Raw genomic sequence first — 24,676 nt, 5'->3', positions numbered from 1 at the left:
TGCTTGTCCGGGAGGGACTTTCCCACTGTTTCCGGCAGTCCTGGAAGTATAACATGAACTGGTAAGAAGAATGATTGATATAACAAAAATAAAGTAGGTATTTTTCATATCTGTTAGCGAAGCTATTATTGTGCCATAATTTGCAGGATAATAAGATTGGAAAATCAGAACTGAAATTTTTATTTTTACCAAAGGTGTAGCGGCAGGGAGGGGGGCTGCGTTTACCTATAAATTTAACACCTAAACCACTAATGAAAAAATTACTGCCAATAGTACTACTCTTGTTCTTCATCAGCAGCTGTAAAAAAGATAAACAGGGCGATTATTCAGAGACCATTACCACAGGAGAAAAATGGGGAATTAAAATCGGAAGTTCCCATGCCGAGGTATTCGCCCAGCTTAAGAATGCCGGGCCGACACTTGACTTTCAGAATGTGGCCATAGTCGGCCGCAAGCCTTACAGTTCTCCTGCAAGTCTCGCGCAACTTCTTCCATATTATTACGCACTTACCGTTTACAACGATACCGGAACCTTGGATCGTGTAGTGCTGCTTTTTACAGGAGATAAAGTGCAGCAGATTGCAACTGGTGGCGGACTTACCGTTAATGTGACCAAATGGCCCGAGAGTGCCGCTGATGATACTGCGATCAAAACCGATGATCCTGTTTCAGGCTTGGGCGCAAAGTTGGCAAAGATCCATCAGTTGCCAGCCTATGCCACTTACGGGTTTGTACTATCGGATAAACCTCTAAATAAGCCCTTTGATCCCGACCTGGTTAATTACAATGACTGGCAGTTTGCATTTTCCGATTTTGTGAGCGCAAGCGTGACCGGATCTTCAACGGTAAAATTGCACTTTAATGCCGGTAAACTGGAACGCATAGACCATGACTACCAGGAAGGGCAGATCTTTAATTAGCTTCCAATAGGCTAAAATAAAAAGAGGACGTATCCAGAAAATGAAATGTCGCCTTAAAGTTTTTATCCAACTTTAAAGGCGACACCTCAAAAAACTGTTAGGTACCTACTCCTTAAGTTAATAATTCTCCCATTCCAAATAGCGTTAAACCCTTACCGTATTGCACTGCAATAGCCTGGTTCGTGGCTTCAATAAATTCCCCCGTGATCGGATCTACAACCGTTCTTAACGGTCTTTTGCCTTTTTCTAAACCGATCAGTTTAACGATGGCGTCTGCCACATCCTGCGGGTTGGGATTATGGGCTTGGATCAGCCCACCGATGGCGGCCATCATTTTGCCAGGAACATCAGCAATAGCACTGTAGCCCTCATAAACCGATGCATCTGAAGCTGGATTTGTTTTTTGCGACATTTCAGTAGGGAAGGCGCCTGGCTCAACGATGGCTACATCCACCCCTAAAGGCCTGACTTCGTAATGAAGGCCCTCGCTCAATCCTTCCAGGCCGAATTTGGAAGCGCTGTATACCGAAGCGAATGGGAAAGAGAACCTTCCAAATCCGCTGGTCACATTAATGATCAGCCCTTCTCCCTGTTTTCGCATTGCCGGCAATACCTGCTTAATCAATCTCCAGGGAGCGAAAACGTTCACATCAAATACGGCCTGTACATCAGCCGTGGTAAAACTTTCCGCTACACCGTTCATCGAAAAACCGGCATTATTCACCAGCACATCAATAGTTCCTTCTTTAGCGGTTATTGTGTCAACTGCTTGCTTAACGCTTTCATCATCGGTGAGGGTAATATCTAAAACCGTCACGTTTTCCACCGCCGACAGCGCTTTTGCTTTTTCAGCGTTCTTACCTTTTGTATCTCTCATGGTCGCGTAAACCTGATGTCCTAATGCGGCAACGCTATGGGCCGTAAGCCAGCCAAAACCACTGTTTGTTCCTGTTATCAATACGATTTTTTTGCTCATCTTCTTTTTGTTTAAATGAATAAAGCAAATGTTGGCAACAGAAAGATAAAAACATTTACCATTTGGTAAAAAGTGAATTTAACGGATATTTCTCCGTATCCTGCTCAGCGATTGCTGGGTGATGCCCAGATAGGAAGCCACGTAGGAAAGGGGAATGCGGTTAACAAGTGTCGGAAAGGTTTCAATGAAAGATAAATAACGACTGGTGGCATCTTCCGAAACCAACGGGCTTCTCCGTTCCATCGCCACCATCAGACATTTCTTAACCACATTGGCTTTGATCATTTCAAAACCAATGATGGTATTGGAGAGATCATCCCAATCCTTTTTCGTAAAAATAAGTACCTTACAGTCGGTAACCGCCTGTACATATTCGGAGGCTTCCAGTTGTAATTCGAATTTCTGGTTATCCACCACAAAATTGCCCTCGTCGATAAAATAATTGGTGATCTCCTCACTTTTATTGTTGTAATAACAAAAGCGGAATACACCCTCCAATACAAACCCGACATGCCTTGGCACTTTGCCCGCTTCTGAAAAATATTCATCCTTTTTAAGTTCAAGAGTCTTGGCCTTGCTCAGAATAAGGTCAATCTGCTGTTTGTTCAGGTCCCCAAACTGCAGAATGAGATCAATTAGCGCTTTCATAAGCGAAATATAGTGTTTACCAGGAGTGCTTCATTTACCAAATGGTAAAAAATGAAATTCCGTAAACATATGAGGTTAGTGTTTATGCAAAAAAAAATAAACTCATATAGGAATAGTGAGCCTATTTTACATATGTATATCAAAAATAGTTATAAATTTTATAATCATAACAAGATGTCACCTGATTGGAAGACACCCTGTTAAATTATTCAAGGGTTATATTTGGGGTGGTTTCACCATTAAAAATCCCGGGATGAATCTTAAAAACCTGTCCCGTGAGGTGCTTACAACTGTCATCTTTCTGAATCTTTTATTTTCAACCAGATAGACTTAAGCACCATAATTAATTACATATTATCCATTAACAGTACATTGAACTTATGGCCGTCAGGATCGGTAAAAGCAAAACCATAATAATTGGCTTCGTCCCGTTTTACATCCTTAATAATATTGCCGCCGGCATTCTTAACCTTATCTGCAAATTCATTGACTTCCTGTTCAGTTTCTGCCGAAATTGTAAAAATAATTTCACTGTTTTCTTTTGACCCCGGCGTCAAAAATTCATCTATCTGCGATCCCTGCTCAAAAAAATGAATAACAAATCCGTCCTCACCAAAAAGAAAACTGGCCAGTTTAGGATCTTTAAATTGTCCGTTTGCAGTAAAGCCCAGTTGTGCATAAAATTGATTGGTGCGCTTTGCGTCTTTTACGCTAAAATTAGCCCATATTTTTTGTTTTGAATTCATTGTATGATGTTTTACTTTAGAAATTGTTCTTTCAAATTTATAGCTTGCCCATCATAAATTTAGGGTGCAGGCGCGACATTTGATGGCGTTATTCGTGCCAAAAATCTGATGTTTGTAAAGTCTTTATTTCAGATTAGAATTGAAGGATAAAGTGTAAATGTCTATAAATAAAAGAATTAGAAAGTAGTCTGTAAAAAACAGGCTGGTCATTTCATCAATGATCAGCCTGTTTTCAATAAAATATAGGATATTATTTAGCCAATGAAGCAGTTTGTGTCATGGCTTCTGGTGTGTTCATTTCAGTTTTTAATGCTGTAAATTTATCTAAATTTAACTTTTGGGTGTTGCCCATTACCAAACTATGGTTTTTGGTAGCGCCGGATAATTTTAAATCTGAGTGGCCTTCAATTACGCTATATAAACTTTCAGAATTTGATTTGATTTGCGCAACAGCGTTTCCTTTTAAAAATACCTGAAGATAAGCTACATCCAGCTTACCGTCTGTTTTTACCACAGCATCATCTGATGCCTGTACCCTGTAAATATTTTTTACATAAACGGTAATTTTAGCAGGGCTTTGATCTTCAGAGCTGATCTTAAGTGCGTATCCATCTTGGATTACTTTTACCCTTCCGCTATTGTCGTCATTATAGCTTACGCCTTCTCTGCCGTTTTGGATCAATGTAACTTCTACGTTTCCGCTTACGATCAATTTGTTGAAATTGTTTGGTGCATAGATTTTAGCAGGTTGTTTTTCATCTGCTGATACTGTGTTAGCGAAGATCGATGAAGTTAAAACGATTGCTGCGAATAAAGATGTTGCTAGGGTTTTGATTGAGGTTTTCATGATGCTGTTGTTTTATATTTTATAATATTTTGTTTCTGTTTTAATGATAAGACTCCGGTAAGGCAGAAACGTTTCAGCAGTATCAGGGGTATTATACCAACGCTGTAATATTGTCGACGAACAGCTTTTAAAATCGGGCGAACAAAAGATTTATTTATAGTCTTTAGTTAGCCCTTTAAAGGTATGATAAGAGGTATGCCACAGTAAAAGCTGGTCTCAAGCAGCTTCAAACTATTGTGCACTTGGATTTAAAGGCATTCCAGAAGCCAAACCTTCAAGCGTTGAGATTACTAAGGATTTAAAACAGATGAATAGAGAAACTTATAGCTATCCCGAGTATTCGATGGTTTTATTAACTCTAACACCCTTTCAGTAAGTTTATTAATATAATTTCAATATGCAAGCATAGCACCACATTTTTCATTAGAAAAAGCAGCTCGAAAATTAAGGTATAAAAACTAAAACCGAATCAAATTTATTTATTCCGGTTTTATATAACTATCGATCTGTATCTAAACCGCGGCCCGTTTTATGCTGGAGTTCATCTATACGCTTTGAAGCTTCGGATTTCGTTAGCGAGCCATCAAACTCCTCGCCGGCTTCATCAGAAAGCGTCTTTAAATAGGATCCCTGTGCTCCTGTCATCGGTTCATCACCGGTAGTCCAGTCATCGGGATTTTTAATCGTGTTATCACCATTTATACCGTTATTGATACTGCCTGCGGATTGATCTCCTTGTGGCTTATTGTTTTTTTCGTTGTAAGACATGAGATTTATTTTTAATACGATAGTTAAACAACCCGGGATCAATTAAAGTTTGATCTATTCCTCTGGAGGGTATCTATATAGCGGTCTTCAAGAGCCTCAATGTAAACGTTTTTCTCAGAGCTCATTTTTGAAGTCAGCACATTCTGAAAATCAGATATACCGCGGCGTTGATTGTTCAAAAATGCTTGCTGTCACAGACATGGCTAATGGATGTGACAGGATATCGCTTTGATAAACACCTGCATGCTTGGTATTTACAAGGAAACTATTTTCATTGATAATCCCACACAATCAATATCTCGACTATATAACAAGGTTAAAGTTTTTATTATACTGATCAGGCTTTCCTATGTTAAATGCTATCTATCATTTATTAAGATTTAATTCTTTTTATTGTCCACTTAGCTCTTGGACAATTCTGTTGTGCACCTAATACCAGATCTATTTTGCTATCCCTTCCATCCCTCAGCATTTGTCTAAAATTGAAGCCTGGTTTAGGCCCAATTTTATTTGACAAAACTTTACCTTGCGCTAATAAGTCTGCGCACTCCTTTGCGGTCATTTCATCTATATTATTTTTAAACATAGAGTATTGAAGATAATCGGATATGAATTTCACATCTGAATTCTCGAATGCGCTCATCATGGGATTGTTGGAAAGGTCATATTGAAAATTTTATCGATAAAGTATCTGGTGCTTTATTTCTATTTTTATTCCAGCGAACTAGAATCCTGATTAAGCCAAACAAACCAAGTATAACAACGCTAGCAAAGATTGAAGTACTTATTTGATATTGTTCAATTTTGTTTGGCTTCAAAGCACCAATGATAATTGCTAGCAGTACCCATACCACAAGAAACACTTTGTACCATTTTGCATTAGATCGTCGATCGTTGGGGCACTTCTCTGAATCTTTTTGCAGCTGATCAAAGAAACAGAAAAGATCAGGATCAATAGGGACAATCTATATTTCATCTACATAATTTTCTGAGCAACGTTTTCACGCCAAAGTCTGATTGTAAGTATAAAAACTTTGGGCGGTGCTTCTTTTAGGTGATCTTATCGAAAAATACTTAAATTTACTCTAGGTTGATGCCCCCGTTTTTTCCGGGATGCGGATAGATTCGGTTAAATCATAATTAAAAAAGAATGGATCCATTTAAAATAAATTTTTTCAAACTCCGGTTTACCGCATTCTGCCTGTTGAGCTTGGTTACGTTCAGTGTTTTCGCACAAGGGAAGGGTGGTAGGGAAAAAGGGCTAAAGGATTATTATAAAAGTTTCTTTCCCGTTGGTGCGGCCGTGACACCCTTCCAGCTTGAAGATCCTGCCCAACGTGCTCTAATCCTAAAACATTTCAATAGCCTGACAGCAGAAAATGTGATGAAGATGGGGCCGGTCCATCCTGAAGAAAACCGTTACGACTGGGCAGGGGCAGATGCTATCGTTTCCTTTGCTCAGAAGAACAACCTAAGGGTGCGGGGGCATACCCTGTGCTGGCACAATCAGGTGCCCGATTGGATGTTTAAAAATAGGGACGGCAGCCGCGTCTCCAGAGAAATGCTTTTGGAACGTTTGAAAGAACATATCTATGCGGTAGTCGGGCGTTATAAAGGGAAAATCTATGCATGGGATGTAGTCAATGAAGCCATCTCCGACAATCCAAAAGAGTTTCTGCGTAATTCTTTATGGTATCAGATATGTGGTGAGGATTTCATTGTTAAGGCTTTTGAGTTTGCGCATGATGCCGATCCGAAGGCTCTTTTATTTTATAATGATTATAATACTGAATCTCCTGAAAAAAGGGAGCGGGTCTATCTGCTGCTTAAAAAGCTGAAAGATGCCAAGGTGCCCCTGGATGGGGTCGGGTTACAGGGTCACTGGTCTATAAAAAACCCATCACAGGAAATGTTGATTTCTTCAATAGATCGATTTGCATCCCTGGGTCTCATAGTACAGGTCACCGAACTTGATGTTTCTGTTTATCCTGATGGCGATTTAGGGAAGAACTCTTCTAAAACAGGCCAGCCCGGTTTTACCCGCGAGCTGCAGGAACTCCAGGCCGACCAGTATGGTAAACTTTTCACTATATTCCGTAACAAGAGGGGTAAGCTTAATGGGGTCACATTCTGGAACCTGTCTGACAGATATAGCTGGCTGGATAACTTTCCTGTAAAGGGCCGCAAAAATTACCCCTTGTTGTTTGATCGTGAACTGCAGCCGAAAAAGGCTTATTGGAAAGTGGTCCAATTCTAGCACAGCATTTATAGATCTTTTCAAGGGACGTGTGGTCCGGTTGCCGAAACGTTTTATAGCTTTCCTGCAACTTTCTGTGCAGGAGCAACCATTTATTTCCATTACACAGAGCATCACGATAGTGACGGATGTTATACTGCGGTTGAATACTATTATGAATACCGTACCTGTCCGTCTGCATCGGCCGGCGGCACCGGTTCCGGTAGTGGTCCGGGTTAGCGGTTCCGGCACTTTTGGTGGTGGTGGAGAATATTGCGGTAACACCAATCCTGACTACGTCGGGGTAGTGCTACAGGCGATCAATCCCCTTTACAAGGAAAAAGTAACTGAGCTAAAGGGAAAAGGAGCTTAAAGAAAGAAAATGGTTATGAGGAATAAGGATGGAATCTACAGTGCCCTAGCAAATGATGGTAACGATGCACTTAGTGCTGCGCCAACGGCAAACACGAAAGGTTATATCCATACGCACCCCAACGACTATCAGGACGGGGACCCAGCATGCGATGTTACTGTCGCTATGGTACAGCTATACGTATATTTTCTCCATCAGATGTCAATACACTAATGAATCTGGTCTCTGAAAATACAAGTAACGGTAGCAATCTGAATAGTTATTACTTTTCCATGGTATCCGGCGGAGGGCATTATATGATCAAGTCTACCGGCTTCGCATCTGCAAGGCAAGTGGCTTTAAAGAAAACGGGAACCATCTGATGGACAGTTCCCGTTTAAACCTAAAATTATTCGACAGTTGATGATGCGTGTGCAGCTACAACTTTATACTATGTGTTATTAAATTTCTGTACCGGAATCCTGATTGCGGGGATTTCCTTCTGGAAAATTCTTTTTGTCAAAATGGTGGTGGCGGTAAAAGTTCGCACGGTCGATCTCTACAATTTCATCTTCCATGCGCAACGCTGCAGGGCTCCCGATCACCGAACGGATCTCGTCCTCTATCTGAGGGGTAACCTCACCTATAATGTACCGGGGCATTGCCCTGAACTGGTCCTGGTGAATATCCGGTAGGATAACTTCTTTTTTGTCTTCTCCTAGATCGGCAAGACCGATGGGGATCAGTACGGCTTTTTCTTCTAAATCTTCTCCCAAATCTGCAAGTTCTACGATAACATATCTTACCGCATTTTGCTCGGGATCAAATAACAGGTCGCGTACTTTGCCTACTGCATCTCCGGCCTCATTTCTAACAGGCCAGCCTTTAATATCCGCTTCACCGTCGGTTAATTGATAAATACTTTTTGAGAGCTCCTCTAAATTACTATATACAATTGTTCCTGAATCCATAACTTGTTTTTTTAAAGGGACATTACTATTGCGTCCACTTTTACAACAAGTTTAGGTAGAGATGGTTTTTGAATAAATAAGGCAGTTAAAAAATATGAACAAGCAAAAAAGATGGTAATTTAGTGTAATGGCTGTTGTAAATTGTTGTTTTATAGTGCTTTGTGAACAGGTTGCATTACCGGCAGATGAACAGGATATCCGCTGAAAATAATTTTTTATGAGATGCCTTTGACGCGGTTTACGTTCTATTTGCAATGCGGTTTTCAATACGGTTTACGAAAATTCCGGCTTTGAGACATGATCTAAAGCTGTAGCAATCTCTCTCAAAACTTTGGCACTAAAAGGATGTTTACCGATCAACCATCTTTTGATTTCATCCGGATTAATATCCAGTACATTGGCAAGATCGTGATCTGATAAACCCTTTTCAGTTAGCGTTTTGCCAGTTTTAGCAGCAAGCTCCTGGTTCATCTCTGTTAATTTCTCAATTGCCGGATTTCCGGTTTCCTGAAGCCAGATGGAAACAAAATCGTTTTCTTCCATTTTGTGGATATATTATTTAAGTATAAGATCTGTTAGAACCGTTTTAAGGCCTAATTTTAATTGCGGTCGCAAAATTAAACATTAAGCCTGTTTTTACAAATCAGCAGCGAAATGTTTTGATGCAGAAAAATTCTATGATTATTTTGTATAATCGCTTAAATAGAAATCACTGATTCATGAAAAGCATAGCAGAATTTAAATTGTCGTTAGAAAAGGATAGTCCCGATAGTGGGCTATCTGTCCAGTTGCGGGCGTTATGGTATGATGCAAAAGGGGATTGGAATGCCGCCCACAATCAGGTGGATCATTTAAATGACCGCGCCTCGGCCCGGATCCATGCTTACCTGCACCGTAAAGAAGGTGATATCTGGAATGCCGATTACTGGTATGCAAAAGCAGGAGAGAAACGCCCCCAGGTTTCTTTAGATGAGGAGTGGGAGGAATTGGTACTGCGTTTTCTTTAAAAAGCGGGAAATATTCCGAAGGCCTTCGCCATTTACCGGCTTATTCCCGCATTGATATTCTGATTTTAATTTATTTCCCAGGCATTTTAAATGACGGTGGAAGAGAGCTGTCGTCAGAAGCCCAAAGTTTGTTCGGACGTTTGCCCATTACCAGTTCCAATTTTCCGCCTTTCATTAAATCTTCGTGGGAAAACCATGATCTGTTCCAAACCTGTCCGTTCAGTTTTGCCGATTGGATATATTTATTTTCAGGGGCATAATTGATACAGTTCAGCTCAAATTTTTTGCCGTTACCCAAATCCAGTTTTACGTTGGCAAATGTTGGGCTACCGATCACATACATCGGTAATCCAGGGGTGATGGGATAAAAGCCCATTTCTGAGAATACAACAAAAGAGGTCAGGCCGCCGCCGTCTTCATCACCTGGGATACCCATTAAATCGTTACGGAACCATTGGGTAAGTAAACTGCGGACCCTTTTCTGCGTACGCCAAGGCTGTCCGGCGTAATTGTACAGATAAGGAATATGCATAGCAGGTTCATTCCCCATAGAAAACTGCCCTACATTGCCGGTATGATCGGGCAGCTGCGAATAAAAATCGTATCTGCTTTTTCCAAGCGGGGTATTGTACATTTTTTCCAGTTCATCAACAAAGGCCTGTTTGCCACCGATCATGTTTACCAGATCGCCCAGATTGTGCAGTACATCCCATCTGTACAACCAGCCGTTATTTTCGTCGTAAGTCTCCCTTGCACCCAGTCCGCCGGAGAACCGGTAATCCAGCGGTTTAATAAATTTGCCATCCGCATCTTTTGGGTGGAAAAATCTGGTATCCGTATTAAATACGGTATGATAGCTTGAACTTTTATCTAAAAAGTATTTTGCCTCATCGCTTTTGCCCAATTGTTGGGCAATATTGCCAAGGCACCATTCATCGTAAACCGTACCCAGGGTTACCGCTATAGGTTGACGTTTTTCGAAGTCATGAACTTCTGGAGCAGTTTCTTTTTCGCCGGCAGGTAAAGCGGGGAAATATCCTTTATCTTTAAAAAACTGATCTAAAACACCTGCTTTTTTCGATGACCAAGGTGCCAAAGTTTTTTCGGTAATGCCAGCTTTACAATATTGGTAGGCTTCTTCAAGATTAAAACTTCTCAAACCTTTATTGTAGGCATCAATGATGGTGGCCACGCCATGATTGCTGTTCATTCTGCGGCTATCGCCAGTTACCTCGGGAAAGGTAGGCATCCAATGGTCTTTCATCTGTTGGGCCATGCGCAGATAAGAATTAATCATATTGCCTTCCATTTTAGGCTCGATAATCACGCGGAGCGGATGTGTTGCCCGATAGGTATCCCAAATCCAGTCGTCAGTGAAAAAAGGAACACCATTGTCGCTGTGCACTTTCCCGTCGAATGCACTGAAATATTTCCCGTCTTCTGATAAACTGATCATGCGTTCATAAGTGCGGTAAAGAGAAGTATAAAAGATGGTTTTGGCTGTTTCGTCAGTTCCGGTTACCATAATTTTTCCTAGCGTTGCATTCCAGATATTTTTTCCGGTCTGTGCCACCTGATCCAGGTTATAATCCTTGATTTCGCGACGGAGATTGTTTTTCGCCTGTTCTACGCTGATAAAGGAGATGCCATAACGGGCTTTGATCTGTTTACTGTTAGCAGAATATTTTAAAATAAGATAAGCATCGCGTCCGGAAGTAGACTGTTCCTTTGAATCAATGGTTTCACCTTTGTGGGTTCCTGATTCAACCGGTGCTAAATCGGTTTCTAAATAAAGGTAAACTTTGGTGTTATTGCCCAGTTTCTGAAAACCGCTCACTACATTACGGTCAACCTTCAGCTCTCCGTTTCTGGTATTCAAAACCAGATAGGCGGGAAGGTTTACCTGCGAAAAGTGGAGGGCATAAATCCCCGATTGGTGTGAAGGGGCGAACTGTACGTTGATGCCGTAGTCGTCCAGATCGACCTGATAATAATAAGGTTTAATCACCTCATTGTCGTAGCCATAAGGGATAACGCTGCCGGCATTTTTTAAATCGCCCTGAAAAGGACTCAGGTTGAAAGCCGAGCTTCCCCTGTGACTCGTTACAACAACAGGAAGGCCATCAACGGTATTGCTGGTGAAATTATCACGTTCCGGATAAACCCGCAATAAACTGTTGGGTAAATGCACCGTAGGGTAGGTGGGTACCAGCAAGTGACTGATGTTGCCGATATATGGATTGACATAGTCCACAGGTTGTTTTTGTGTTTGAGCATTTGCAGGATTGATGCAGATGCCAAGCAGACAGATGGTGCTGAGTAATGCGTAGGTATATTTTTTCATCTTTAAAATTTCCATGGGACGCGGCAAAATAACATTTTTTGGAAAGATATCTGGCTATCCATCCACTTTGAATGTATTATTCGTGATGTAGATTTTTTTATATGAGGTAAAAATAAGTAAAACGATTTATTAACAGGCACTGGATGAACAAAAAAAGAGCGATGGATTATTTCCATCGCTCTTTAGCATTATATTTTGGCTGATTATTTTGATAATGAAGCAGTTTGTGTTGTGCTGGTTGCCGGTGAGTTGATTTCTGTTTTTAAGGCAGCAAATTTATCCAGGTTTAATTTTGGTGTACTTCCCATTACCAAACTGTGGGTTTGAGTAGAACCGCTTAATTTTAGATCTGCGCTTTCTTCCATTACGGTATATAAACTTTCTGTTTTAGCGTTGATCTGCGCAAGGGCATTTCCTTTTAAAAATACCTGAAGATATTTTACATCCAGTTTGCCATCGGTTTTTACAACAGCATCATCCGAAGCCTGTACTCGGTAAATGTTTTTTACATAAACGGTAATTTTTGCAGGGCTGTTATCTGCTGAAGTGATTTTTAGGGCCGATCCATCCTGGATCACTTTTACTTTACCGGTATTGTCGTCGTTATAACTAACGCCCTCTCTGCCGTTCTGGATCAGGGTAACTTCTACGTTTCCGCTGACCACAACTTTGTCGAAGTTTTTTGGAGCAGAAATTTTAACAGGTTGTTTTTCTTCTGCAGATACAGTAGCGGAAAAAATTGAAGCGCTTAATACTACAGCTGCCAATAAAGATTTTGTTAGGGTTGTGATTGAAGTTTTCATAATGCTGTTATTTATATTTTTAAAAAATGTTTTTGTGGTTGTTTTGATAATGAGACGCTGGTAGGGGCAAAACGTTGCAGCGGTTTTTCGCGCTTTATACCAACGCAGTGTATTTCTCGACGAACAGCTTTTATAAATCGGCCAATAGGGATGCTTTTATACCGGTTTTAAAAGATTATGGAGGTGTTCCAATACAGCAATACTTTAACAATATGCTTTCATAGATTCTTCAAGACAAAAGGTGTTGCTTAAATCACATATTATCTATTATCGAACAGGCCGTTTTAAACATTTTGAATGGGCATTGGTGTCTTGGGGAATCCGGGATTAATCCTGGCATTTTTATATTCATGAGCACATTCCAAAGGTATTTTCTTGATGCATTCCGTGTTTGCCGCTGTCCTCAGGCATCAAAAGAAAAATCAAACAGGTTGACTTGATGGAAGGAGAAAGCCCGCTCAAATGCTATGCTCAAGATATAAGCGGGCCCGAGTACCAAGGTGTTCACTTCCCAGTCGCAGGCTACGGTCCCAATCACCGCTGGAATTTCATTGCTGGCCGCTATACAGCTGATCAGTTTAAGGTCATCGATCAAGCCAGTTCCCAGACCTTTCAGAAAAGCTTCTTTCCTGGTCCACAGGCGAAAGAATTCCAAATGCGGATGATTACTTTTCTGTAGATGGACCGATTCTGTCTCCGAGAATGCATATTCTGCGATAGACTGATATTCAAAACCGGTTTTCAGGAATTCCACATCTATTCCTACCGCCTGTTTTGCAATGGCAATCACAGCCCGGTTAGCTGAGTGAGATATATTAAAATGAACTCCGTTGTACCTGGCAAGGAATGGTTTTTTATTTTGAGCGGTAGTAATATCAATTTCCTTTGGATCCAAAGCCAGTGCATCTGCCAGCAGTATCCTTAATACAGCACGGGTAATGATAAACTGCTGCGCATCTTTTTCCTGATTGAAACGTGCGGCACGGACTATTTCTTCTTGATTTAGTAATTGCTTCAGCCCTGCCAGGCCAGGGAGCAGAGCATTGATATCTATTGTCCAGATATTAATCATTCCTTCAGATCTGTCGGGAGGCCGGTTATAGGGTTTGAGATTGATATCCCCGCAGTATAGATAATAGTTTTTCAATACTTTTACTTATGAAACGTTATCTAATACTTCCTGCAGTTTTCTGGCAAAGGATTTATCGTTCGGGGCCAGGAGCATGGTTTTGTGATCTCCGGGAACATCATAAACTTCAACTCCCTTTTTTGCGTATTTTTTCCATCCCAGGTACTTATAGTCTTCCACAAAGTAAATGTTGTCTGTTGCCCTGAACAGATGAATTTTTTCATCAAAAGGAGTAAGTTTATAGGCCTGGTAAGCAATCTCGTATTTCTCATCAATCCTGCGCATGATCTCATAAATTGCACCGTCAGGGTGTTCCGCAGCAGTGTCCATTCCCGGTATAAAGTTTATTTTTTTAGAAAGCCAGTAGCCCTGGTATGTAAGGGTCTTTTTGGGGTTACGGAAAAATGATTTCACTATCCACCAGAATTTTGGCAGTTGTTTTTTTATTTTCTCTACATACACGCCCATCCCATTTCCATGGAAATCGAGATTTTTCGCATTGGTATCAAAAATAGCCAGTAGTTTGATGTCATGTCCCATCAGCCGCAGCTGCCTCGCCATTTCGATCACCACATAGCCGCCAAACGAATATCCTGCCAGTGCATATGGGCCTGTGGGGTTCTGCGCGAGGATACTTTCGATATAGTACCTTGCTATATCTTCCATATTGTCCATTGGCTCCCCGATACCATCAAGCCCCTGTGCCTGGATACCAAATACAGGCTGATCTGTATCCACGTGTAATCCGATGCCGCTGAAGTTTAACACGTTGTATCCACCACCGTGAACGATATAGATAGGCGTTTTTGAGCCGGAAGGTTTGATCGGCACCAGCGGGGTATAGGCTGTTGGTCTGTTCTGTCCGTCAAATAATCTGGCCAGAGTTCTTATTGTTGGATATTCAAAAAGGGTAGCCAGGGGCAGGCCATGACCATTGGTCTTTTCAATCTGGATCATGAACTGTACCGCGATCAGGGAGTGTCCCCCCATTTCAAAAAAGTTATCATCTATTCCGATATCCTTAATCTGGAGCAGTTCTTCCCAGATTTTTGCGATTTGTTTTTCAGTATCAGTCTGCGGCGCAATACAAGTGCTCTGGTTGGCAAAATGAAGCTGATCTGGCACGGGGAGCGCCAGCCTGTCAATTTTGCCGCTGCCTGTCCGTGGAAATTCCTTGATCCATACAAATACTGAAGGAATCATATATACCGGTAATTTCTGCTGTATTTCCGCTCTTACGTAAGCGGTATCTTCCTGCCCGTTAGCAGATGAAATATACGCCACCAGTCTTTTCTGGCCGTTGTGATCTTCTTTTGCTAAAATGACGGCCTGCGCGATCCCCGGCACACGGTTGAGCATCACTTCGATCTCACCGACCTCAACCCTGTATCCCCGGATTTTCACCTGGTCATCATTACGGCCGATAAATTCCAGGTTGCCGTCGCTTAAAACCCTGGCCAGATCTCCTGTACGGTATACAAGGGTCTGACTGCTGTCCCCAGGATTTAGTGGTAAAAATCTCTGACCGGTGAGCTCAGGTTTATTCAAATATCCTGAAGCAAGGCTTGCTCCGGCAATGCACAGTTCCCCGGTTTCTCCCTCATCGAGGATCTCCATATTTTCACCGGTAATATAGATTTCTGTATTGTCAATGGGTTTACCAATATTTGGCAGACCCGGCCATTTGGCAGGATCTCCGCTGAGTTTCAATTGTGTGACCACATGGCATTCCGTAGGACCATATTGGTTATAGAGGACGCAGCCGGGAATTGCTTTGAAGAAATTCTCAACCTGTGGTGTGATCTTCAACTGCTCTCCTGCCGTCATGACCTCCTGCAGGGCAGAAGGGAATGTTCCAATGCTTCCCGCTGTTTCTGCAAGAAATTGAAGTGCCACGAAAGGCAGATATATCCTGTTGATTTTATCCCGTTCGATCTTTTCGAGCAGATTATCGGGATTCAGCCGCATCACATCATCTATCAGGATCAGCTGTCCTCCTGTTGTAAGGGTGGCAAAGATCTCCTGAAAGGATACATCAAATGTAAGAGGGGCAAATTGTAGCGTTTTGCTGTCTGCATTAGCGATCGAGCTGTTATTCTGCCAGAGGATCAGGTTGACCACCGCAAGCTGTGTGAGGTATACCCCTTTTGGTTTCCCGGTAGAGCCGGAGGTATAAAGTACGTACACATTGGGGTTTTCAAAGGGCAGAGTTTGTACGGGCAGGCTGTAAGTACGGTCGAAATCTATGGTTTCAAGATCAAGTTTACTGAAAAACTTATTCTCTATGGCGCTTGCCACACAAAAATTCAGTCCGGAATCTTCTATGATCTGGATGAGCCTGTCTTCGGGGTAGGTAGGATCCAATGGAAGATAGGCTTTTCCCGCTTTGAGGATCGCAATTACCGCAACAACCATATTTAAATCCCTGGTCGTACTGACCCCGATAATATCTTCATTGGGGGCAAAATGTAAAATGGCCCTGCTCAGGTTTTCAGCCCTGACATTAAGGTTGCTGTAACTGATGGATTCATCTTTGAAACTAATCGCTGGTTTATCCTTATAGCGCTGTGCAGCATTGTTGAACAGCTGTTGTATGCTGAGGGTGTTCAGCGCTTTCTTCTCCCCGGAGATGCTGACATGTTTTTTACTGTCGGCTGCGGTAGTCCTATTGAATACAGCCTGCCCCAGATAATTTGCAGTGCCGGGCACAAGCAGATCGCTGATCTTATCCGAGGGATGCATAACAATAAATTTGAGGATCTGCTCATAGCCTTCATTCATCTGACGGATGGTGCTTTCATCAAATAACTGTGTATTGAAAGACCATTCAAGCGTAAGGGACTTTTCTGAGCCGCTGGCATTGATAAAGAGTTCAAAACTTTCGTATTCCCGTGGATTGCTGATTAACTCATAGTCAAGTCCCTCAAACGACACCCCGTCATCCAGTCCCATATCCACATTGAACACTACAGGTACCAGCGGTATCCGGGATGGGTCTCTTGCAACTATCAATTTGCGCAACAGGCTTCCCCAGGTGATCTGCTGATGGTCAAAAGCGTCCAATATCCCTGGCTTCCTGATCTTGAGGTATTCTTTAAAACTGCAGTTTTTGCCGGGGCGGCTCCTCAGCGGAAGCAGGTTGACACAATGTCCCACCAGGTTATAGTTGCCCGTGATTGATTGGCCGGAGGCTGGTAAACCTACCACGATATCTTTTTGTCCGGTAACCAGGTGAAGAAACATCTCAAAGGACGATAACAGACAAAGTACAAGACTTGAGCCTTCTGCTTTACCTATTTCCTTTAATCCCTGTACCAGATCGGTGTCCAGGTGAAAATCCAGTCTTTTGCTTTTAAATGTTCGCGCTGCGGGACGTGGACGATCAGTAGGCATATCCATCACAGGGAGATCTTTGGCATACTGTTTTAACCAGTACTGTTCGATGGCTTGCCGTTCTTTACTGTCCGCAAAAACAAGCTGCTCCCTGGCAAATTCCGTGAGGGGCTTGGCCTCTGGCAGGGCTGGCGGATAATGTCCTGCCAGCACTGAATAAAATTTGCTGAGGTCCTGTAAAATAACGCCCAGCGACCAGCCATCGCATACGATATGGTGTCCTGTGAAGGTAAAGTGATAATCCTGATCGGAAAGCTTGTGAATGCCGGCTTTAAATAGTGGTCCGTTGAGCAGGTCAAACACATGCAGGGCATCTTCGAGGATGTCATGTTCTATACTCTTCTCCTGTTCGTCCGCAGCGAGGGCAGAAAGATCAGTAGAGGAGAAATAATTGCTGACATGGTCAAGGATAATGATGGTAGAGCCATCCCGGCTGAAAGCAGACCGCAGGGCTTCATGTCTGTCTATCAGAAGTTCAAGTGCTTTTTCGAGAAAGCCTAAATTGACATTGCCCTTCAATCGCAGGGATACAGATTCGTTGTACCCTCTGCTGGCATCCTCTCCTCCGAGCATGCAGGACGTCCAGATCTCCTTTTGCGGTTCAGTAGCGGGAGCGATATTGAGCACTTCTCCTGATGCAAAAGGATCAAAATCCACTTTTGTATAAATTAAATTATCTCTATTCTCTATCATTTGTTAAATCTTGGCCTGCACCTGGATGTATTTACCGGGATTTTCCGGATCCGTGATAAACCAGGCAGGGTCACCTGCCTGATCCCTGCCCAGCCTTGCGCCGACCACAGGTGCCTGGATTGTTGCAGTTGATTTTACCGGAGAACCCTCAGTTAGCGGAATTAAATCCACGCTTATCAGTTCTTCAATACTCTCCCTGAATTTTGCTGCAATAATGTCGATTTCCTCCATGGTATGCGACACGGTCAGGAAACATGGAAAACCACTCCAGATGTGGATGCCCTTATCACGCATGAGCGTAAATAACAGCTCACTATAAGGGTACTCTTCATTGAATTTGATTTTCCACAGAGAACCAAAATAAGCAACATAAACCGGAAGACGGAATTCTTCTGCTGTAGCGTTCAATAAACCTGCCAGATAACTGGTGTTCCGGTTTAAATTGTTCTGCAACGCTGTTCCCTTTTCCTTCATAAACAGGAGGGAAGCTTTGCCTGCGGCCAGGGCAAGGGGATGTCTTACAAATGTGCCTGCAAAGTAAGTTACGCCGATCTCAGGGAAGGAGTCATCACCATATTGCCAGAAACCGCCATCCAGTGCATCCATAAATTGCCTTTTACCTGCAATGGCACCAACAGGCATTCCGCCACCGATCACTTTGCCATAGGTACCCAGATCAGCCTGGATGCCGAATATGGCCTGCGCACCTCCCTGATGTGCCCTGAAGCCGGTAATCACCTCGTCGAATATCAGTACAGTTGCCGATTGGAGGGTGATCTCCCGTAATTCTTTCAGGAACTCCACAGGTTGAAACTCGGGCCTTCTGCTCTGTACCGGTTCTACCAGGACGGCAGCAATTTCACTGGCCCTTTCTCTGATGATCTGTAAACTTTCATCTGTTCCGTAATCCAGCACCAGCATATTTTGCACCGCCTCCGGCATAATACCCGGAGCAGCGGGGAAACTTTTTAATTTTTTTGTGCCTCTTACAATGACCTCATCGTTGATCCCGTGGTAAGAACCGGAAAAAGATACGATCAAGGAGCGTCCGGTCACTGTTCTTGCTATTCTCATCGCACCCAGTACAGCTTCTGAACCTGTATTACATAGCGCTGCCCGGTCAAAACCTGTAAACTCACAAATGAGTGCAGCGACTTCACCGGCGAGTTCATGCTGGGGGCCTATCTCATATCCCTTTTCAATCTGGTCCAGTACAGCTGCTTTTAGCACAGGATGCTGGTAGCCCAGTAAATTGGAGCCAAATCCGTTCAGGGCATCAATATATTCATTGCCATCGATATCCCATAAATGGCTACCAAGGGATCTATTGGTCACAATGGAATAAACGGTTTCTTTGGTATTGGGGTTAAATCCGGAAGCAACTCTTGGATCGGCCATATGTGCCCTGTTTTTTTGTGCGAAATCCTTACTTCCTGATGTTTTTTTGTTGTAACGCGCTGTTAACCTGTCAAGAAAATCCTTTTGGGCAGGTGGCAGCGTGCTTGCCTGTTTTTCTATGCGCGCTAAAGCACCAAAGGGTTTTTTAATTTCTGCAAGCTCTTCAGCCGAAAGGCCTGATGAAGACAGGTCCTGTGATGCGGTATTAGCAGATAAAAACGATGGGGAAGATTTTACCGGTGCCCCGACATGATTGATACTGCTGATCTCAGAACCCACCTGTCCACTGCCCTGCATCAATTCTACCTGTCTGGATAGCAATTGAAGCTGTTGGGCAATCAAGCCCAGTGCGGAGTCTGATGGGATAAAACTACCCGCTGGCTGAGGTATAGGATTTTGCAACGGCACAGATAACTCCACAGCTATCTTTTCCGGAGGAAGGCTTTGGTCTACAAACGCCGCCAATGCATCCAGGGTAGCGTATTCTTCATTCAGTTGTCTGAAAGTTAAAGGAAGTCCAAATTCCTTTTTTAGAATAATGGCCACCTGTGTCAGCAGAAGTGAATCCAGACCCATCTCGATGAAGCTCATTTCAGGTGTGACACCATCCATCTCAATTCCCGAAGCCTCTTCAACGATGTATTTTATTTTTTCTATCAATATGTCTTTCCTCATGGCAGTTTTTCCTTCTGTTATGGGTTGGTTGATCGCTTTTGATTGTTGTTCCGGTTCTGCCCAAAATCTTTTCTTATCATAACTGTAGGTTGGCAGCTCGATTAACTTTCTTTTCTGATTTTGATAAAAAGCATACCAGTTAGGATTTAAGCCCAGCTGCCAGACTTTCCCCAGTGCATGTAAAATGGAATCCGCTGCTCCCGATAGTTCCTTTTTATCCATACTTGCAACTGCATTAAAAGCAGTTTTTGTTCCATGCTGCCAGGCAAGGGTTGTACAGGTATTCCCCGGGCCCGACTCAATAAGCAGTGGGTTTTCCAATTTCAGGATGGTATCGATCGCCGGAGAAAAAAGTACAGTTCTTCTGAGATGGTTGGTCCAGTAGGCAGGGTCCTGTGCCTCGGCATCGGTTAGAAATTTTCCCGTTACTGTGGATACAATAGGTTTTTGAGGCCTGTTCAATGTAACTTGTCCGACCACCTCTGCAAATGCATCAAGTACGGGATCCATCATTGATGAATGAAAGGCATGACTGGTCAGCAGTTTTTTATTAAGGATTTCTTTTCGGTCGAGTTCCTGTTGAAAAGCTGCAACATCTTCATCTTTGCCTGCAATTACGCATATTGTGGGACTGTTTACCGCCGCTAGAGAAAGTGTTGAAGGCAGGGTTTTTTCTATGGCCTCATAAGGGGCACGTACACTCAGCATACTTCCTCCGGGAAGCCTGCTCACCAGCTCTCCGCGTGCCGCGATCAGTTTCAGGCCATCTTCCAGTGAAAATACACCCGCCAGATGTGCTGCCACGTATTCACCAATACTGTGTCCGCAGAGTATGGAGGGCTGTATGCCCCAGCTCATCCATAATCTGGCAAGAGCATAACAGATCACAAAGAGCGCAGGCTGGGTATATCTGGTGTCGCTGATTTTGGCCTCCGTTTCAGGGTTACTTTCCGCGTAAATTACTTTACGGATATCCCCGTCCAGATAAGCGTTTAGGATCCCTGCACATTCATCGACCGCTTTTTTGAATATTTCTTCCTGCTGATAAAGTTCAGTACCCATATTCAGGTACTGTGAACCCTGTCCGGGAAACAGGAATACTGTTTCTCCAGGTAGGTTCTTTAGTGGCTGTGTTGCTGCAGGTATCTGATCCAGCGCTGTTATCAGCTCTTTATTTGAACCTGTAACGATAAAAACCCGGTGATTAAAATCTTCTCTTGTTGACTGCAGGGTATAGGCCAGATCAGCGATATTCAGCTCCGGGTGGCCAGCTGTATATTTTTTTAGTTCCGTTCTGTAGGCCAGTAGGCTTTGGGGCGTTTTGGCAGACCAGCCAATGATCTGCTTTGTTCTTCCGGGTTTATCATTTACTGTTTCCGGATGATCATATTCTTCCACCACGACATGGACATTGGTCCCCCCAACGCCAAAGGAAGAGATGCCGGCCCGCCTGACCGAATCTGTTTGCCAGGATTTTAATTTTATATTGACATAGAACGGTGATGAATCAAAATCAATGTTGGGGTTGGGCTGATCAAAATTAATCGAAGGCGGAATCTCTTTATGATATAATGCGAGAACGGTTTTAATGAGGCCAGCCACACCTGCTGCAGCGGTCATATGTCCCATATTACTTTTGATGGAACCGATTGCACAATACTGTTGGGTTTTCTGTTTACCAAATGCCTGCTTTAAACCTTCGATTTCAATAGGGTCGCCCAATGGCGTTCCAGTTCCGTGCGCTTCGATATATGAGAGTGTTGAAGGATCGATGCCCGCTTCATGGATAGCCATTTCGATGGCTGCAGCTTGTCCATCGGTACTTGGTGCGGTAAAACTGCCTTTATTGCTACCATCGTTACTTACGCCCGTCCCTTTGATAATTCCATAAATGGTATCTCCATCCTGCTTTGCAGCTGAAAGAGTTTTTAGCAGGACTACTCCGGCACCGTCACTGAAAACGGTACCTGTAGAATCTGCATCAAATGATCTGCAATGCCCGTCTTTGCTCAACATTGCGCCCTCCTGGTAAATATGTCCGCTTTTAAGCGGAGAGGTAATACTTGCCCCGCCCGCAATGGCCACATCGCACTGGTTTTTGCGCAGGCTTTCTACAGCCTGGGACACCGCAAGTAGGGATGTTGAACATCCGGAAAAAACACTTACTGCAGGGCCTTTAAGGTCAAGCTCATACGCTGTCCTGGAAGAAATATAATCTTTTTCGTTTACCGTCATCACCTGGAAAGCTCCGACCTGGCTGATGAGTCCGGTATTTCCTGAAACGTTATGCTGATAATAACTGTTATTTCCTGATCCGGCAAATACACCGATCAGCCCGTCATAAACAGCGGGAAGATGACCTGACTTCTCCAGTACATCCCTGCTGATCTCCAAAAAGATGCGTTGCTGGGGGTCCATCGCTTCTGCAAGCTTGGGATTGATGCCGAAAAATAAAGGGTCAAATAATTCTGCATCCCCGATAATACCCCTTGCGGGAACATAGTCAGGATCATTTCTGATCTCTTCTGGTATAGCGCTGTCCAGTTCTTCCTTGCTAAAAAAGCTGGTCGTTTCCTTGCCTTTACGCAGCACATCCCATAGTTGATCGACAGTATTTGCGCCGGGAAACCTTAGTGCCATGCCGATAACCGCAACTGGCTGTCCTGGGTCTGCAGATTGCGCCGGTTTTCTTTTGTTCTTCCGACCGGATTCGGCATTAAAATAATTTACGATCTGGCTAATGCTTGGAAACTGGTATAACTTTGTGACCGGTAATTCCATCTGGTGTGCCGAGCGCAGCAGCGAGACCGTTTTAACCGCCAGCATGGAGTTCCCGCCGAGTTCAAAAAAATTATCGTGTGTGCCTACGTTATCGAGCTCCAGCACAGCAGACCAGATAGTTGCAATTTTCTTTTCATCAGCTGTTTTAGGCGCGCTGTATAAAACAGAGAGTTCGGGGCGGCTGCGCTCTGGTTGGGGAAGGGCGCTCTTATCTACTTTGCCACTGCTGGTCTTGGGCAGGTCCTGCATCCAGATAAAGAAGGAAGGGATCATGTAATCAGGCAGTCTCTCTTCCATGTATTTCCGTACCTGTACGGTATGTTGGGTTCCATTGCCGGATACCAGATATGCAAGCAGCCTGCTTTGACCGGCCGCATCGTTTTTAGCAATAACTATAGCCTGTTTGATCCCTTCGATGGCATTGAGCTGCACTTCGATCTCTCCGAGCTCAATTCGGTAACCCCTGATTTTAACCTGGTCGTCCCTTCTTCCCTGAAAGTGGATGCTTCCATCTTTGAGGATTGATCCAAGGTCACCTGTGCGGTACATTTTCTGATTGGTACCATCTACACTAATCTGTACAAATTTTTCTGCTGTCAGTTCAGGTCGGTTCAGGTAACCGGCAGCAAGGCTGATCCCAGCGATAGCCAGTTCACCTGTTTCTCCCTGGGGAAGCAGGTTTTTATCCTGGTCTATAATATAAATTTTAGTATTGGATATGGGTGTTCCGATGTTTGGCAGCAGTGGCCAGTAATCTGCGGGGCCACTGAGCGTGAGCTGTGTAACCACATGGCATTCGGTTGGGCCGTACTGGTTGTAAAGGGTACAGTTATCCAGGCCACCAAAGAATGCTTTGACCTGAGGCGTGATCTTCAATTGTTCACCCGCGGTGATGACCTCCTTAAGACTCTGCGGAAAGTTGCGGGTGCTGCTTGCTGCTTCTGCGAGAAACTGCAGGGCAACAAAGGGAAGAAAAATGCGGTCGATCTGTTTTTCATTAATATATTTTAGCAGATTTACCGGATCCAATCTGAGGTTGTCTCCTACCAGAACCAATGTAGCACCGGTGGTAAGTGTAGCAAAGATCTCCTGAAAAGACACATCAAAACTCAGCGGGGAAAATTGCAGCGTCCTGCTGTCAGGGCCGGCAACGGAATGCTGCTGCTGCCACAAAATCAGATTGGACATCGCCGCCTGGGTCATATAAACTCCTTTGGGACTGCCGGTAGAGCCAGAAGTATACAAGACGTATATATTCGGATTCTGCTTTTTAGAAGGAGCGTTCTCATCCTTTCCTTGAGCGGATAGACCGGAAGTGCAGGTTAGCCCCAACCTGCTAAAGAATTTTTCTTCCTGTTCCGGTGCCAGACAGGTTTTTATGCCGGAGTCTGTGACCATCTGCTCAAGCCGCTGTACAGGATAAGCTGGGTCCAATGGCACATAAGCTTTTCCTGATGCAAGCACTGCTAGCACTGCGATGATCATGTCAACAGAACGGGTGGTACTTATGCCGATCAGTTCTTCTTCAGTGGTGGATCTTATGATTTTTTCAGTCAGGCTCTGTACTTTTCCCAACAAAGATTCATAGCTCAGCTGCTCATTTCCAAACGATACGGCAGCATTTTTTGGAAAATATCTAACTGCATTTTCGAAAAGGCTGTAGATCGATGGAAGAGGGGTAGTATGTTCTATATTGTGCTTATCGATGTTTTTCATGGAGTTCCAATTTTTTTAATTGGTGATGAACCTCTTTTTTAACGGCAGGCACTTTAGTTCAATAGCGGGATATAGCGGGAGGCAGCCGGATTTGCGTAATTGATCGCAGCTATCTTTTATGCTGAAATGGAATGCCTTATCTGTTGTATTATAAATTCCATTAAATTCTTTCAAAATTGCTATTACATCCATTTGCGGTACTTTCTTAATCATTCATCCTGATCCTTTTTGATTATATTTTATCCGGTTGCCCATCTGTAGTTAACGATACAT

General features: G+C 43.4%; 16 protein-coding genes. 4 read left to right on the top strand and 12 right to left on the bottom strand.

Features of this window, described 5'->3' with window-relative positions; genetic code table 11:
* Positions 1 to 251 precede the first annotated feature (251 nt).
* Positions 252 to 920, top strand: a complete 669-nt coding sequence (locus AC04Q1_RS04435; protein ID WP_478362198.1) for a hypothetical protein — start codon at positions 252 to 254, stop codon at positions 918 to 920.
* A 112-nt stretch (positions 921 to 1,032) separates the two neighbouring features.
* On the opposite strand, the gene AC04Q1_RS04430 is transcribed toward AC04Q1_RS04435, so the two are convergent.
* The 5 genes from AC04Q1_RS04430 to AC04Q1_RS04410 form a co-directional block, all read right to left on the bottom strand.
* On the bottom strand, positions 1,033 to 1,896 hold the full coding sequence (locus AC04Q1_RS04430) for an SDR family oxidoreductase (RefSeq protein ID WP_478362196.1): 864 nt from the start codon (positions 1,894 to 1,896) through the stop codon (positions 1,033 to 1,035).
* Positions 1,897 to 1,974: 78 nt separating this feature from the next.
* Positions 1,975 to 2,544 carry a Crp/Fnr family transcriptional regulator gene (locus AC04Q1_RS04425; RefSeq protein WP_478362194.1) on the bottom strand — a complete coding sequence of 190 codons (570 nt, stop codon included), beginning with the start codon at positions 2,542 to 2,544 and terminating at the stop codon, positions 1,975 to 1,977.
* Positions 2,545 to 2,891: 347 nt separating this feature from the next.
* A complete protein-coding gene (locus AC04Q1_RS04420) occupies positions 2,892 to 3,290 on the bottom strand; it encodes a VOC family protein (protein ID WP_478362192.1) in 399 nt (132 codons plus the stop codon).
* A 250-nt stretch (positions 3,291 to 3,540) separates the two neighbouring features.
* The gene (locus AC04Q1_RS04415) at positions 3,541 to 4,137 is read right to left on the bottom strand and encodes a GIN domain-containing protein (protein WP_478362190.1); all 597 of its coding nucleotides are present in this window, start codon (positions 4,135 to 4,137) and stop codon (positions 3,541 to 3,543) included.
* 498 nt (positions 4,138 to 4,635) lie between these two features.
* Complete coding sequence (locus AC04Q1_RS04410; protein WP_478362188.1) at positions 4,636 to 4,905, bottom strand: DUF3072 domain-containing protein; 270 nt, start codon at positions 4,903 to 4,905, stop codon at positions 4,636 to 4,638.
* A gap of 1,150 nt (positions 4,906 to 6,055) precedes the next feature.
* Between AC04Q1_RS04410 and AC04Q1_RS04405 the strand changes: the two genes are divergently transcribed.
* Both AC04Q1_RS04405 and AC04Q1_RS04400 read left to right on the top strand, forming a co-directional pair.
* Positions 6,056 to 7,162 carry an endo-1,4-beta-xylanase gene (locus tag AC04Q1_RS04405; RefSeq protein WP_478362186.1) on the top strand — a complete coding sequence of 369 codons (1,107 nt, stop codon included), beginning with the start codon at positions 6,056 to 6,058 and terminating at the stop codon, positions 7,160 to 7,162.
* 142 nt (positions 7,163 to 7,304) lie between these two features.
* The gene (locus tag AC04Q1_RS04400; RefSeq protein WP_478362184.1) at positions 7,305 to 7,514 is read left to right on the top strand and encodes a hypothetical protein; all 210 of its coding nucleotides are present in this window, start codon (positions 7,305 to 7,307) and stop codon (positions 7,512 to 7,514) included.
* 440 nt (positions 7,515 to 7,954) lie between these two features.
* On the opposite strand, the gene AC04Q1_RS04395 is transcribed toward AC04Q1_RS04400, so the two are convergent.
* Complete coding sequence (locus AC04Q1_RS04395; protein WP_478362182.1) at positions 7,955 to 8,464, bottom strand: PRC-barrel domain-containing protein; 510 nt, start codon at positions 8,462 to 8,464, stop codon at positions 7,955 to 7,957.
* Between the two features lie 273 nt (positions 8,465 to 8,737).
* Positions 8,738 to 9,007: a helix-turn-helix domain-containing protein gene (locus tag AC04Q1_RS04390; protein WP_478362180.1), complete on the bottom strand. Its 270-nt coding sequence runs from the start codon at positions 9,005 to 9,007 to the stop codon at positions 8,738 to 8,740.
* 176 nt (positions 9,008 to 9,183) lie between these two features.
* Here AC04Q1_RS04390 and AC04Q1_RS04385 point away from each other — a divergent pair, with 176 nt between their 5' ends.
* Entirely contained in the window at positions 9,184 to 9,471 is a 288-nt protein-coding gene (locus AC04Q1_RS04385; protein ID WP_478362178.1) for a hypothetical protein, read from the top strand.
* 70 nt (positions 9,472 to 9,541) lie between these two features.
* Here the strand turns inward: AC04Q1_RS04385 and AC04Q1_RS04380 are convergent, their stop codons facing one another.
* From AC04Q1_RS04380 to AC04Q1_RS04360, 5 genes are all read right to left on the bottom strand, one after another.
* Entirely contained in the window at positions 9,542 to 11,815 is a 2,274-nt protein-coding gene (locus AC04Q1_RS04380) for a GH92 family glycosyl hydrolase (RefSeq protein ID WP_478362176.1), read from the bottom strand.
* Between the two features lie 203 nt (positions 11,816 to 12,018).
* Positions 12,019 to 12,618, bottom strand: coding sequence for a GIN domain-containing protein (locus tag AC04Q1_RS04375; RefSeq protein ID WP_478362174.1), 600 nt, complete (start codon positions 12,616 to 12,618; stop codon positions 12,019 to 12,021).
* Between the two features lie 403 nt (positions 12,619 to 13,021).
* Positions 13,022 to 13,765: a 4'-phosphopantetheinyl transferase family protein gene (locus AC04Q1_RS04370; RefSeq protein WP_478362172.1), complete on the bottom strand. Its 744-nt coding sequence runs from the start codon at positions 13,763 to 13,765 to the stop codon at positions 13,022 to 13,024.
* Positions 13,766 to 13,774: 9 nt separating this feature from the next.
* Positions 13,775 to 17,833: a non-ribosomal peptide synthetase gene (locus AC04Q1_RS04365; protein WP_478362170.1), complete on the bottom strand. Its 4,059-nt coding sequence runs from the start codon at positions 17,831 to 17,833 to the stop codon at positions 13,775 to 13,777.
* Between the two features lie 3 nt (positions 17,834 to 17,836).
* Complete coding sequence (locus AC04Q1_RS04360) at positions 17,837 to 24,403, bottom strand: amino acid adenylation domain-containing protein (RefSeq protein WP_478362168.1); 6,567 nt, start codon at positions 24,401 to 24,403, stop codon at positions 17,837 to 17,839.
* Between the last annotated feature and the right edge of the window lie 273 nt (positions 24,404 to 24,676).

The sequence above is a fragment of the Pedobacter humicola genome (assembly GCF_056490705.1).
This window is presented reverse-complemented; position numbering and strand designations above follow the sequence as displayed.